This window comes from Paraburkholderia sp. GAS82 (assembly GCF_050436285.1).
GTDB lineage: Bacteria > Pseudomonadota > Gammaproteobacteria > Burkholderiales > Burkholderiaceae > Paraburkholderia > Paraburkholderia phenazinium_B.
In genome coordinates this window covers 663,066-676,626 of record NZ_JBNDLX010000004.1, presented here as the reverse complement: position 1 = coordinate 676,626, position 13,561 = coordinate 663,066, and the positions used below count along the sequence as shown (strand labels likewise).

Genomic DNA, 13,561 nt, shown 5'->3' with positions numbered 1-13,561 from the left:
ACCAGGACGTTGATAGGTCAGGTGTGGAAGCGCAGTAATGCGTTAAGCTAACTGATACTAATTGCCCGTAAGGCTTGATCCTATAACAGGTGTGTCTCGACCCGGGTTGGCGCTTTAGCGCCTACCCGGGTCCGATCCCCGAAGGGGATGCGTGTGAACCCCCAGACGGGGGTAGCAGAACGCACGGTTGAGTGATCGATGTTGTGCCAGAAACAACACAACCCCAGAACGCTCCCGCTGGTGAGCATCACCAGAAACTACTTCTTCCCGATTGGCCGTACTGCTCCATGAGCAGTGCAGCAACAAGTCATGCCTGATGACCATAGCGTGTCGGTACCACCCCTTCCCATCCCGAACAGGACCGTGAAACGACTCCACGCCGATGATAGTGCGGATTACCCGTGTGAAAGTAGGTAATCGTCAGGCTCCCTAGCAGAACCAGAAACCCCACCCCGCAAAGGTGGGGTTTCTGCGTTTACGCGTGCAAAACCACGCAATCGCCTAGCATTGCCGCAACCGTCTTGAGGCTCCCCGCATAAGGCCGCGAACCTACCAAAGGCCGTTCTGACAAAGTTCCTCGCCAGTTGCCAACGATGCAGTCTAATTTCCTCAAAATGCTGTCCAAATAAACAGCATTCTCGCACTTGGCAACTCTCGCCATTCCCTTAAAAGTGCCAATTCACAGCAGGAAATTTCCGTGTAGGATACTGTATATATACAGGTTTCTCCCACACGCCATGTCAGTCTCCGCCATCACTGCCGAAGAGATTCACCCGTCGCTCTGGCGAGCCTCACAGCTTGCGCGTGGGCGTGGCCACATGGTGGACACCGGCTATCCAGCACTTTCGACGGAGTTACCCGGCGGTGGCTGGCCAGTTGGCGCGCTAATTGATCTGCTGGTTCAGCAGCCCGGTGTCGGTGAAATGCGGCTTTTGCAGCCTGCGCTTAGCTCGCTCGGAGAGCGGTCGATTGCGCTGGTCCAGCCGCCGCACATTCCTGACGGATTGGGACTCCGGTATATCGGGTTATCGCTCGATCGTCTCCTGCAAATCAAGCCGCCCAAGGCAACGGATGCCCTTTGGTCGGCCGAACAGATTTTGCGTGCCGGCAGCTGTGGCGCGCTGATTTTGTGGGCACAACACGCGCAGTCGTCATCGCTGCGGCGTCTGCATCTGGCTGCGCAATCATCTGAGACGCTATTCATCATGGTCCGGCCACTCACGGCGGCCCAGGACTCATCGCCGGCGTTACTGCGGCTGGCTTTACGACCGGCCGCAGAAGGCCTGATCGTCGATATCGTGAAACGACGAGGTCCAATACGCGCGGAGCCTCTGTCGATTTCTCTTCAACCCACTCCAGTTTTGTTTTCCCGTCATGCGCGTCTTTCTCGCCGTTCACTTGCCGAAGTTGTCCCTCGAAGTCTTCCGGCCGAGGTGGTCGCCTGAACCGGCGCACGGCAGTGCCGTGCTCGAGAAAGACAAGGTGGTGATCGCGGACAGGGCGGCGCGTGAAGCGGGTGTCCTGCTTGGCATGAAGCGCGGTGGAGTCCTGACGTTATCGCCGGAAACCGCAATGTACGAGCGCGACATTGCACGTGAGGCCGCTGCACAGTGGGACGTCGGTATGGCGCTGCTGAGGTTTTCGCCTGATGTCGCGTTGCTAGATGAGGCGACGGTAATCGTCGAAGTCGGCGCGAGTCTACGGCTTTTCGGCGGCCTGCTGTCGTTGTGCCGGCAGGCTAAGTCGATGCTCGACATGTTTGGTTTGACCGCACGCATCAGTGTTGCGCCGACGGGGCAGGGCGCATGGCTACTGGCGAAGTACGGACAGGGACGTGGTGGTGCGTGCAGAGTAGTGCAGCTGCCCTCACTCGAGCGCGTGCTGCACCCCTTGCCTATGCTCGCGGTGCCCGAGATTCGCCCGTTCGCCGACTGGTTCTCGGGCCTTGGCAGCGAGACGATTGGCGACGTGCGCCGCTTGCCGCGTGCGGGTTTGCAGCGTCGCTGCGGCGAACATTTGCTGGATTCGCTGGATCGTGCCTTCGGTACAGCGCCAGAGTTGTTCGACTGGCTCGAGTTGCCGCCCACATTCTCCGCGCGCATCGAATTGCCCGATCGGCTCGAACATGCGGACGGCGCAATATTCGCCGCACACAGGATGATCGTGCAGTTGTGCGGATGGTTGTGCGCGAAGCAACTGGCGGTCACAGCGATTACGCTGTCTATCGAACACGAACGAGGCAGGCAGGCGCTTGCGCCGACGCTGATCGAAATTGCGCTCGGCGAACCGACGTGGCATGAAGACCACCTGCTGCGTCTCGTGAAGGAGCGGTTGCATCGTGTGGAGCTCGCGGCGCCGGCCATTGCGTTGCGCCTCGATGCATCGAAGGTCGACGCGGCCACGCCTGATACAGACAGCCTGTTTCCCGAACCCGGGGGCTCGCGGGAGGACCACGCGCGTCTGATTGAATTGCTGATCGCGCGGCTTGGCGACGAGAACGTGCTGCGTCCTGCGCCGACTGCGGATTACCGGCCGGAGGTTGCGAATCGGTGGGTGCCGGTTAGCCAGACGGCGAATCGCAGCACGTTTCCCGATAGCCTGCCACGTCCAACATGGATGCTGGCTACGCCCATGCGTCTGCTGATGCGCCAGCATCGGCCGTTTTATGGCTCGTCTCTGCGGACAATGTCGCCGGCTGAGCGTATCGAAGCCGGCTGGTTCGACGGGGAACTCGTCACGCGCGACTACTTCGTTGCGCAAGCCGAGGATCGCAGCTGCTACTGGATCTATCGTGAGCGCATCAGCAGCCGTGATGCCGAAGAAGCGCCACGCTGGTTCCTTCACGGCTTATTCGGATGACGCGCAATGGACTCGACCTTCACTGCGCTACCGTCGTATGCCGAGTTGTTCTGCTTCTCCAACTTCACGTTCCTGCATGGCGCGTCGCATGCGGAGGAGCTGGTCAAGCGCGCAGTGCAACTGGGTTACGAGGGGCTGGCCGTCACCGACGAATGTTCGCTCGCAGGCGTTGTGCGCGCCCATGTAGCGGCGAAAGAGGTGGGGCTGCCGCTTGTCATCGGTTCTTATTTTCAATTGCGCAATGCCGATGGTTCGCCTGCGTTCGGGCTGATTCTGCTCGCGCAGAATCGTGAGGGCTACGGCAATCTGTCGGAGCTGATTACGCTTGGTCGAACCCGTGCGCCGAAGGGTGAATATAGGCTCACGCCGCACGATCTGTCACGGCCTGATCGCGAAAACGTCCACTTGCGCGGCGTGCCTGACTGCCTTGCGATTTTGGTGCCAGCATTTCCCGCCAAAGAAGAGGCATTGGAAGCTCAAATCGAATGGCTCGACGAGACCTTTCCCGGCCGTGCGTGGGTAGGTCTCGTGCTGCATCAGCGCGCGATGGACGATATTCATCGAGGTGAAATCGAATATGTCGCGGATCGTCATAACGTACCAGTCGTCGCACTTGGCAACGTCGTGATGCACGTACGCTCGCGCAAACCATTGCAGGACACGATGACGGCAATCCGCGTCGGCAAGCCTGTTCATGAGTGCGGTTACGATCTCGCGCCTAACGCCGAGCAGCATTTGCGCTCGCGACTGCGCATTGCGAATCTTTATCCCGAGCATACTTTGCGCGAAACGATCTCCATACTCGGTAGATGCAAATTCTCACTTGACGAGTTGCATTACGAATATCCCGATGAATTCGTGCCTGAAGGTTTCACGCCTACCGCGTACCTTCGTCAGGAGACGTATGTCGGCGCGAAGCGACGTTTTCCTTTCGGTATCTCGGATGAGGTCGAGCAACAGATCGAACGCGAACTGGCACTCATCGAGGACCTGAAATACGAGCCGTATTTTCTGACGGTCTACGACATCGTTCGCTATGCGCGAAGCCAGAACATTCTATGTCAGGGACGAGGATCGGCGGCCAACTCTGTCGTGTGTTATTGCTTGTATATCACCGAGGTGGATCCGGCACGCAGCAACATGCTGTTTGAGCGTTTCATTTCCAAGGAGCGTGGCGAGCCACCGGATATCGACGTTGACTTCGAGCATCAGCGACGCGAGGAGGTGATCCAGTACATCTATAAAAAGTATGGGCATGACCGCGCGGCGATTGCTGCGGCCGTCTCCACTTACCGGCCGCGAGGCGCGTTGCGTGAGACGGGTAAGGCGCTGGGGATCGATCCGCAGATCGTCGACGCGGTCGCGAAATCTCATCACTGGTTCGACAATAGTCACGATCTGTTGAAGCACTTTGAAGAGACGGGCCTCGATCCGGAGAAACCTTTGATTCAGGCCTGGGCGAGACTCGCGTCGCAACTGCTCAACTTTCCGAGACATCTATCGCAGCATTCCGGTGGTTTCGTGATCAGCCGTGGCAAGCTCACGCGCCTTGTGCCTGTCGAAAATGCGGCAATGGCGGATCGCCGGGTGATCGAATGGGACAAGGATGATCTCGAATCGCTCAAACTTCTCAAGATCGACGTGCTTGCGCTTGGCATGCTGTCGGCGATCCGGCGTACGCTCGATCTTGTATCGGCTCGCCGCGGCAAGCGCTTCGAGATGCAGGACATAGAAGATGGCGATAAAAAGACATACGACATGATTTGCCGCGCTGACACCATCGGAGTGTTCCAGATCGAATCGCGTGCACAGATGAGCATGCTGCCGCGTTTGCAGCCACGAGGATACTACGACCTCGTCATTGAGGTGGCGATTGTGCGTCCAGGACCGATTCAGGGTGGTGCAGTACATCCCTATTTGCGCCGTCGGCAGGGATTGGAACCTGAAATTTATCCAAGCGACAAGTTGAAGAAAGCCTTGGGACGCACTAAGGGCGTGCCGATCTTCCAGGAACAGGTCATGCAGGTCGCTATGATCGCGGCCGATTTCACGGCAGGCGAAGCCGATGAACTGCGCCGTGCAATGGCCGCATGGAAGCGCAAGGGCGGCCTGGAGAAGTACTACGATCGCATCATCAACGGGATGCTGAAAAATAACTACGAGCGGAGCTTTGCCGAAGCAATCTTCGAACAGATCAAGGGCTTCGGCGAATATGGATTTCCGGAAAGCCACGCAGCGGGTTTCGCCTTGCTTGTCTACACGAGTAGCTGGTTGAAGTGTCACGAGCCGGAGGCATTTCTCGCCGGCCTGCTCAACAGTCAGCCACTGGGCTTCTACTCACCGTCGCAACTCGTGCAGGATGCGCAACGGCATGGCGTCAAGGTGTTGCCGGTCGATGTGACCGTCAGCGGATGGGATTCGACGCTCGAAACGATCGAAGATGCAGAGCGCCCAGCGGTTCGTTTGGGGCTATCGTTATTGCGCGGCATGAAAGACAACGCCGCAGAGCGCATTGAGAATTCTCGCGCGGTGCGGCCGTTCAGGAGCGTGCATGACCTGGCGCGCCGCGCGCAACTCGACCGCCACGATCTGCACGTGCTGGCCGATGCGAATGCGCTGGCTGCGCTCGCAGGCAATCGTCGCGAGGCGTTATGGCATTCGGTGGCCGCCGTGCCCGGCAAGGACATGCTGGCTATCGCCGCCGTGCAGGATGAGACGCCGGAACTGGGCGCGCCATCGGAAAGCAATGAGATCGTCGCGGACTACCGCTCGGTGGGGTTGACGCTCGGCCGTCATCCGCTTCAATTGCTGCGGCCTCAATTATTGGCCAACCGGCTAATGCCGGCATCGACACTACGCAGTTATCCTAACGGACGACTGGCGCGCGCCTGCGGGATCGTTACGGTTCGGCAGCGGCCGGGTACGGCGAAAGGGGTGATCTTCGTAACAATCGAAGACGAGACGGGCAATGTCAATGTGATCGTGTGGCCAGCTCTGCTCGAGAGACAGCGCAAGGAAGTATTGGGGGCATCGCTGCTCGCGGTGTACGGCGTCTGGCAGCGTGAAGGGGAAGTGCAGCACCTCGTTGCGCATCACCTGGTAGATATGTCGCATCTGCTGGGTGGGCTGCAGTCCACCAGCAGGGATTTTTGCTGATTGCCTGTTTTACCGGATTTAACTTGCGCTACCAGGCGGACTTGGGCGGCGAGCAGGGCGCGCCGTCCGAACGGGCCATGGCGGCTTATTGCAGCTCGTAATAACGAGCCGCAATGCCGACCTGCGCCGAGTACACTTCCGTCATCTTCCTTGCCACGGAAACTTCGCCAATACCTGCCTGATCGCCGTATCGAACGGCGTACGGCGGCCGATCTGCAGCGCTTCGAGACGGCTCGAATCCAGATGGCAATTGTGCGGGCGCGGCGTCGCATCCGTCGGCGTGCGTTGCGGCGTGAGTTGAGCCTCGAGTTGCAGCGCCTCGGCCAGACGTAGCGCAATTTCGTACTTCGTCATCGGCTCATTGCCCGACCACTGCACGATGCCGCGAATGGTTTCCCCATGCGTATGCCGTTCGAGCATCTGACGGATGACGAACGCAACGTCGGGCGTAAAAGTCGGATAACGGATTGCCCATGCATCCATCACGGCTGCCTTTGGGTTCGGCGAAGAGCTCGCCGATGCGGCAATGGCCGGTACCAGACTGGTTACTGCCGATTCCGCCCAATCGACAATTGGCCCATACAGCAGAGGCAGACGCAGCACGCAACCAAGATCGGTCGTCTCAGTGAGCGCTCGCTCACCGTCGAGCTTGCTGCGGCCATAGGCGTTGATCGGTGACGGTTGGGCATCGTAGAGGTAGGGCGGGTGAGTGCCGTCGAACACATAGTCCGTGGAGATCGACAGTACCCAGGCGTCGCGTTTCCTGGCCATTGCAGCCAAGGTACGCACAGCATCGACGTTCAATGCACGGGCCAGCGCCGGGTCATGCTCGCAGACATCGGGACGGCGTTCAGCCGCCGCAATCACGATCGCATTGGGAGCCTCGCGCTCGACAAACTGCTCGACCGCCTGTGCATCACGGATATCGAGCGTGATGTGATGCGGCCCGGCATGCCGGAACGCCGTCGAAACGATCTGCCAGTCCGCTTGCTGTGCCAACTCGTCGGCGAGTGCGCGGCCTAGCAAGCCCGACGCGCCGATCACGGCAACTTTGAACATAGGCGCGCTCACCTTAGTGAGTATCGACGACTGTGTAGCCGGCCTCGTCGATCGCCGCCTTGAGCGCATTGACCGGTTGGGTCGATTCGACCGCCACCCTGCCCGTCTCCAGATCGACCTTGACCTGCGCCGTGGCGTCTTGCTCGCGAATCGCGTTGGTGACTGCCGCCACACAGTGCTGGCAGCTCATACCTTCTACCTGAAATTCGATCGTCATCTGCTTTGCCTCGAGAAACGTGAATGGTGTAACGGTTGAATTATGCCTGCCAGACCGCAACTGGAGGACTGACCTTCCCACGGTGGGAAGGTGTACGATCGGCAGACATCACTAGCGAATTGCACGGACCAGAGTAAGTGTTTTGCATGGAAGCGGAGTCATGCGCCAAAGCGTGAACTCTGCTCGCCAGTTGAAGCGCGAACTCTGGTCGACAAGGGAAACAGTCATGAACATCGGTGAAGCGGCCCGCGCATCGGGCGTCACGGCGAAGATGATTCGCTACTACGAAAGTGTCGGTTTGCTGGCGGCAAAGGCTCGCACCACGGCCGGCTATCGGGTTTACGGTTCGCAGGAAGTGCACTCGCTGCGCTTCATTCGCCAGGCGCGGCGTATGGGCTTCCTCGTCGAAGACATCCGCCGTCTGCTGGCTTTGTGGCAGGACCGCTCGCGCGCCAGCGCCGAAGTCAAGGCGATCGCGCTTGAACACGTGGCCGATCTCGATCGCCGCATCGCCGAACTGACGGAGATGCGCGACACGCTTTCGCACCTGGCCGATCACTGCCATGGTGACGAGCGGCCCGATTGCCCGATCATCGAGGGTCTGGCGGATCCCGCGACGGCCGTTAGCCATACATGTCATGCCGACTGACGATGAAAGGTGCAACCTCGACGTCAACTCGTTGCAACCAGACCACACATTCGCACCTAATTGGTGCGTTTTGGGCGTCCGATCGCATGAAATCTGCATTGAAAGGCCATTTAGTCTATCAAAATCAGTCACTTGGCGCCTAATTTCGGGTGCACCATTCCAAAACGGAATGCACGTCATTCGGGCATTTCACTAGCCAGGTTGCACCAGAAGGCTATAATCCGGGTTAACCCTTCATAAGGGAAATCCCTGATGTCCTATCCACCGGGGATTCATTTCTGATCCTTGGAGAACATCATGTTTGCATACCTTCTTGAAAAGCTGAGCACCTGGTTTGAGACCGCTGAACGTAGCCGCCGTGAGGCTTACCTCGCATCGTCGTCGGATATCGTCCAGCTCGAACAGCGCATCCGCTCGCTCGAAACGAACGGCTATTCGCTGTAAAGCAGTCTGAAGTCCGTTTGACCCGCGGCAGCACAGTTCGCGCAGTCGCAGCAGTAGAGCGTAAGGCCCCGTATAGACGGGGCTTTGTCATATCTGGAGTCTGCGTTAGCCAGAGCCGTTAGCCAGCCAGTTGATTAGCCGCTCAGTGTCCGTCTACCGGCTCACGTCCACATGTCGTTCAATATCGACTAGCTTGAACGTTGCCACCGCGGTAAGGTAAAGCGTTTTTTGCGCAATCCGGCATTCCCGCAACCAACCCGGTCCGCTCATGGCTCCTGTCCGATTGATTCGCGCCTTTCAGGGCGCCGTTGTCCCCGCGCTATTTACCGCGACGTCGCTGCTTATGCTCGGTGCGCCAGCCGCGTTTGCGGATTCGTCCAGCGGTGGGAAGCCGTTGATACTCGATACGCAAAGCGGTATCAGCGATGGCCACAGCGGCACGGTGCTGCAGACTGCACCGCTTTCGCACGAGCGCATCGTTCAGGCGAAGCCGATCGCGACGCCCACCGAGCTCAACTCGAACTCGTCCACACCGATCATCGTTGCCCCGTATGTTCAGTTGCCTGCCGGGGGAAGCACGTCATCGTCTCATTCGAAATCGCAGGTGAGGCCGGCGCAGTCATCTCAGTAGATGCCGGACCGGCCTTCGGAAGCCCGCCGATTCGGATATGTGCGGCAGGGCGAATGCGCTGCGAGGCAGCGCATCTTTCAATCGCCGCGATGCTCCAGCTTGAATTGTGCGGCCTTGTCCTGGCCTAGTGTCTGCACTAGCCACGGCATGGTTTCTTTCAGCGTTTTTGCCAGCGTGTAGGGCGGGTTCACGATGAACATGCCGCTGCCGAACAGTCCAAAACCATCCGACGGCGGATTGCTGACGGTCAGCGACACATGCAGCCAGTTGCGTTCCTGCAAGCGCTTTAGCTGATCCGGAAAGCGCTGCGATTCAAGGCGCGTCACCTGCGGATACCAGATCGCGTAAGTACCGGTCGCAAAGCGTTTGAGACCTTCCTCGACGCAATTCAGCGTGCGCGAGTAGTCTCGCTTGTCTTCGAACGAAGGATCGATCAGCACCAGCGCCCGGCGAGGCGGTGGCGGCAGCAAGGCCTTCACGCCTTCGAAGCCATCACCTGCGTAGAGCATGGCGCGCCGGCCGGCATCGCGAAAGTTGTGCTGCAACACGTCGATTTCCGTGGTGTGCAGTTCGAACAGACGCATGCGGTCCTGTTCACGCATCAGCCGCCATGCGAGATACGGAGAGCCGGGATAAAAGCGCAGGTTGCCATCCGCGTTGAGGGCCGCCACCTCATCCACATAGTCGGCCAGCATGGGCGGCAGGTCCTTACGTCCCCACAGCTTGGCGATGCCGGTCTCGAACTCGCCGGTCTTGGTAGCGTAGCCTTCCTGCAAAGAGTAGACACCGGCGCCCGCGTGCGTATCGATGTACCAGTACGCCTTGTCCTTCTGGGCGAGATAGCGCAGCAGTTGCACGACGACGGCGTGCTTCAGGACGTCGGCATGATTGCCTGCATGGAAGGCGTGGCGGTAACTAAGCATGATGAGGTGAGACTCGAAAGAGAGCGTGCCGGTCGATTGGCGTTTCTGGCCGGACCCATTCGGGTCCGCCAGTGCGGGGGCGCCGCGTTGTGACCGGAGATGCGCGGGCAGTACGGTCGGGTATTGTACGCGAGCCGGCGCGGCGGTCCGAACGGTGGGCGGCCCGAGCCTCGAGCCAAGGGCCAGCAGTGGCCCTGCGACCGGGTGATCAAGGGCTCAAGGCACCCGTGGCCGATTCCCCTCGCTGCAGCAGCCACCGCTCACATCGCCCTCCAGATCAGTCGTACGAGTCCCCAACGATCTCTTCGATCTTCAGCTTGACCTCCGGCGTGATTTTCGCCGCCACTTCCTGCGCCTTCATGTTCTCGGCGATCTGCTCGACCCGCGACGCGCCGGTGATCACCGTACTGACATGCGGGTTCTTCAGAATCCATGCAATTGCGAGTTGGCCGACCGTGCAGCCCAGTTCGTCCGCCAGGTTGCCGAGCTTGCCGACAACGCCGTTTTTGCCCGAATCCGTCACCTGCTTGCGCAGCCAGTCGTAGCCCTGCAATTGCGCCCGGCTGTCGGCCGGTACGCCGTCGCGATACTTGCCGGTCAGGAGGCCTGATGCAAGCGGGCTCCACGTCGTAAGTCCGAGACCGATGTCCTCGTAGAGCCGCGCGTATTCCTGCTCGACGCGCTTGCGATGGAACAGGTTGTACTGTGGCTGTTCCATGACAGGTTTATGAAGATGATGCCGTTCCGCGATCTCGTAGGCCGCCCGGATCTCGTCCGCGCTCCATTCGGACGTGCCCCAGTAAAGCGCCTTGCCGCGCGCAATCATGTCGCTCATCGCCCAGACAGTTTCTTCGACCGGCGTATTCGGGTCCGGGCGGTGGCAGAACACCAGATCCACGTAGTCGAGTTGCAGCCGCTTAAGAGACGCGTCGATCGCGTTTAGCAGATACTTGCGGTTCAGCGTGTGATATTGATTCGGCGCTTCCTGCAGGCCCCAGAAAAACTTTGTCGACACTACGTAGCTGATGCGCGGCCATGCCAGTTCCTTCAACGCCTGTCCCATGATTTCTTCGGACTTGCCGGCGGCGTAGACCTCAGCGTTGTCGAAGAAGTTGACCCCGGCGTCACGGGCGGCCGCCAGCGATTCGCGCGCTGCGTGCGTGTCCACCTGGTTGCCGTAGGTCACCCAGGAACCGATGGATAGTTCACTGACTTGCAGGCCGGAACGGCCGAGTCGTCGATAGTTCATGCATTTCTCCTTGCGAGTTGATGCAACGGGCATCCAGGTCTGCCAGTGGAATCCGGCGCTGATTTCAGACGCAGATTCGGACGCGAAACGCACAGTTTAAAGAGATATGCATTTGCGCGTGAATTCCGGATGCCTTTGCCGGGCTTCATGCACAATAGCAAAATTGGCCGCAGTGCAGCATTCGTCCGAACGGCCTATGCCGTCCGGCTAGCTTCACGCCGCTTGCGTGCCGTGGTTTCATTGCTCATCAACCCAATGGAGGTTCTGGATGTCGTCACTGAATACGAATCTGAATGGCAAGGTCGCGGTTGTTACGGGCGCGGCGAGCGGAATCGGCAAGCAGATCGCGCTGACGTTGTCGGCCGCGGGTGCTGCCATCGCAATTGCCGATCTGAATCAGGATGGCGCGAACGCCGTTGCTGAAGAGATCAAACAGGCCGGCGGCAAGGCCATCGGTGTCGCCATGGACGTCACCAACGAAGAAGCCGTCAATCAGGGCATCGACAAGGTCGCCGCTGAATTCGGCTCGATCGACATCCTGATCTCGAACGCAGGCATCCAGATCGTCAATCCTATCGAGAACTATGCATTTTCGGACTGGAAGAAAATGCAGGCCATTCACGTCGATGGTGCGTTCCTCACCACCAAGGCAGCCCTTAAGCACATGTATAAAGACGATCGCGGCGGCATCGTGATCTACATGGGCTCGGTTCACTCGCATGAAGCCTCGCCGCTGAAGTCGGCGTATGTCGCAGCCAAGCATGCCTTGCTGGGTCTTGCGCGCGTGCTGGCCAAGGAAGGCGCAAAGCACAACGTGCGCTCGCATGTCGTCTGCCCGGGTTTTGTGCGCACGCCGCTGGTCGACAAACAGATTCCTGAGCAGGCCAAAGAACTGGGCATCAGCGAAGAAGATGTGATTCGCAATGTGATGCTCGGCGGCACGGTGGATGGCATCTTCACCACGGTGGAAGACGTCGCGCAAACCGTGCTGTTCCTCTCCACTTTCCCGAGCGCGGCCTTGACCGGTCAGTCCTTCATTGTGAGCCACGGCTGGTTCATGCAATAAGGAGGCCGCTATGGCGCAACGCAATGTCAAGCGGGCGCGGGCCGGCACCCTCGGCGACGGGGATGGCGAGCACGCCGGAGCAGCGGCTGGCGTTCGCGCCAGCCGGCATATCCAGTTACCCCAGTACGAAACCATCGCGCTGATGCTGCAAGGCGGTGGCGCGCTGGGCGCCTATCAGGCAGGCGTTTATCAGGGACTCCACGAGACCGGTATTCACCCAAACTGGATCGCCGGAATCTCGATCGGCGCGCTCAATACGGCGATCATTGCCGGTAATGCGCCGGAACATCGTGTGACGCGGCTGCTCGAATTCTGGGAGACGATCTGTCAACCGGCTTTTGCGCCGCCATTGCCGCCGTTCCTCGAGCAGCTGCTATTCAATTCCGGCGACACGGTCCGCAAGGCTTTCACCGCCGCGCAGGCAACCGGTGCGATCGTTCAAGGGCAGCAGGGATTCTTTGTGCCGCGCTTTCCGCCGCCCATGCCCACCGTCTCCGGGCCGCCGCAAAATGCCAGCTACTACGACACGTCGCCCATGAAGGCGACGCTCGAGAGACTGTGTGATTTCGACCGGATCAACTCCGGTGAAACGCGCGTCTCAGTGGGAGCAGTGAACGTCGGTACCGGCAATTTCGCGTACTTTGACAACACGCGGATGAAGCTGCGGCCGGAGCACTTCATGGCATCCGGCTCGCTGCCTCCTGGCTTCGGCGCGATGGAAATCGACGGGGAATACTATTGGGACGGTGGCCTGATGTCGAACACGCCGCTCTACGAAGTCGTGCAGAGCACGCCGCGGCGCGACACACTGGCGTTTCAGGTGGATCTGTGGAGTGCCATCGGGCCCGTACCGGACAATATAACGGACGTGCAGGGCCGCATGAAGGACATCCAGTATTCGAGCCGCACGCGTCTCGTTACCGACATGCTGCAACGCTCGCAGCGCTTCCGGCATGTGCTGCGCGAAGTGCTCGACCGCGTGGCACCGGAACATCGCGAGGACGCCTGGTGCAAGGTCGCCGATGAACTCTCCTGCTCGAAGCGCTACAACGTTGTCCATCTGATCTATCGTCAGAAGGAGTACGAAGGGCATTTCAAGGATTTCCAGTTCGGCCTCTCCACCATGCGCGAACATTGGGAAAGCGGTCTGGAAGATATCCGGGCCTCTTTGGCACAACCCGACTGGCTCGCAATGCCCGATAACGACGCTGGCTTCGTCACGCACGACATTCACCGCGACAAACGCTAGGCCAACGCTGAGGTTTCCTGGCAACAACGCTAACGCTCTGGCCAAATGAAAACGGCGCC

The 13,561-nt window shown here is 59.5% G+C and carries 12 protein-coding genes and 2 rRNA genes; 10 read left to right on the top strand and 4 right to left on the bottom strand.

What is annotated here, in order from left to right:
• From P3T17_RS16400 to P3T17_RS16380, 5 genes are all read left to right on the top strand, one after another.
• A 23S ribosomal RNA gene (locus P3T17_RS16400) occupies positions 1 to 82 on the top strand; the annotation flags it as partial.
• Positions 83 to 312: 230 nt separating this feature from the next.
• Positions 313 to 426 (top strand): 5S ribosomal RNA (gene rrf / locus P3T17_RS16395).
• Positions 427 to 737: 311 nt separating this feature from the next.
• Positions 738 to 1,445 (top strand): translesion DNA synthesis-associated protein ImuA, encoded by a 708-nt coding sequence (imuA, locus tag P3T17_RS16390; RefSeq protein WP_429407917.1) that lies wholly within the window; start codon positions 738 to 740, stop codon positions 1,443 to 1,445.
• Positions 1,375 to 2,859, top strand: a complete 1,485-nt coding sequence (locus tag P3T17_RS16385) for a Y-family DNA polymerase (RefSeq protein WP_429407887.1) — start codon at positions 1,375 to 1,377, stop codon at positions 2,857 to 2,859. The genes imuA and P3T17_RS16385 overlap by 71 nt, the downstream gene beginning before the upstream one ends.
• A gap of 6 nt (positions 2,860 to 2,865) precedes the next feature.
• Positions 2,866 to 6,015, top strand: a complete 3,150-nt coding sequence (locus tag P3T17_RS16380; protein WP_429407885.1) for an error-prone DNA polymerase — start codon at positions 2,866 to 2,868, stop codon at positions 6,013 to 6,015.
• 141 nt (positions 6,016 to 6,156) lie between these two features.
• Here P3T17_RS16380 and P3T17_RS16375 read toward each other — a convergent pair whose 3' ends face one another.
• The gene (locus tag P3T17_RS16375; RefSeq protein ID WP_429407883.1) at positions 6,157 to 7,074 is read right to left on the bottom strand and encodes a dTDP-4-dehydrorhamnose reductase family protein; all 918 of its coding nucleotides are present in this window, start codon (positions 7,072 to 7,074) and stop codon (positions 6,157 to 6,159) included.
• A gap of 13 nt (positions 7,075 to 7,087) precedes the next feature.
• Positions 7,088 to 7,291, bottom strand: a complete 204-nt coding sequence (locus P3T17_RS16370; RefSeq protein WP_074265276.1) for a heavy-metal-associated domain-containing protein — start codon at positions 7,289 to 7,291, stop codon at positions 7,088 to 7,090.
• Positions 7,292 to 7,517: 226 nt separating this feature from the next.
• Here P3T17_RS16370 and cueR point away from each other — a divergent pair, with 226 nt between their 5' ends.
• The 3 genes from cueR to P3T17_RS16355 all read left to right on the top strand — a co-directional run bounded on the left by cueR (position 7,518) and on the right by P3T17_RS16355 (position 9,015).
• Positions 7,518 to 7,940, top strand: coding sequence for a Cu(I)-responsive transcriptional regulator (gene cueR / locus P3T17_RS16365; RefSeq protein WP_074266142.1), 423 nt, complete (start codon positions 7,518 to 7,520; stop codon positions 7,938 to 7,940).
• Between the two features lie 297 nt (positions 7,941 to 8,237).
• Entirely contained in the window at positions 8,238 to 8,384 is a 147-nt protein-coding gene (locus P3T17_RS16360) for a DUF3563 family protein (protein ID WP_074265275.1), read from the top strand.
• A gap of 268 nt (positions 8,385 to 8,652) precedes the next feature.
• Positions 8,653 to 9,015: a hypothetical protein gene (locus P3T17_RS16355; protein WP_074265274.1), complete on the top strand. Its 363-nt coding sequence runs from the start codon at positions 8,653 to 8,655 to the stop codon at positions 9,013 to 9,015.
• Positions 9,016 to 9,092: 77 nt separating this feature from the next.
• On the opposite strand, the gene P3T17_RS16350 is transcribed toward P3T17_RS16355, so the two are convergent.
• Together P3T17_RS16350 and P3T17_RS16345 are read right to left on the bottom strand one after the other, a co-directional pair.
• Entirely contained in the window at positions 9,093 to 9,938 is an 846-nt protein-coding gene (locus tag P3T17_RS16350; RefSeq protein ID WP_074265273.1) for a 23S rRNA (adenine(2030)-N(6))-methyltransferase RlmJ, read from the bottom strand.
• 277 nt (positions 9,939 to 10,215) lie between these two features.
• A complete protein-coding gene (locus P3T17_RS16345) occupies positions 10,216 to 11,187 on the bottom strand; it encodes a potassium channel beta subunit family protein (protein ID WP_429407881.1) in 972 nt (323 codons plus the stop codon).
• Positions 11,188 to 11,455: 268 nt separating this feature from the next.
• Between P3T17_RS16345 and P3T17_RS16340 the strand changes: the two genes are divergently transcribed.
• Positions 11,456 to 12,253, top strand: a complete 798-nt coding sequence (locus tag P3T17_RS16340; protein ID WP_074265271.1) for a 3-hydroxybutyrate dehydrogenase — start codon at positions 11,456 to 11,458, stop codon at positions 12,251 to 12,253.
• Positions 12,254 to 12,263: 10 nt separating this feature from the next.
• On the top strand, positions 12,264 to 13,502 hold the full coding sequence (locus P3T17_RS16335; RefSeq protein ID WP_429407879.1) for a patatin-like phospholipase family protein: 1,239 nt from the start codon (positions 12,264 to 12,266) through the stop codon (positions 13,500 to 13,502).
• The last annotated feature ends 59 nt before the right edge of the window (positions 13,503 to 13,561 follow it).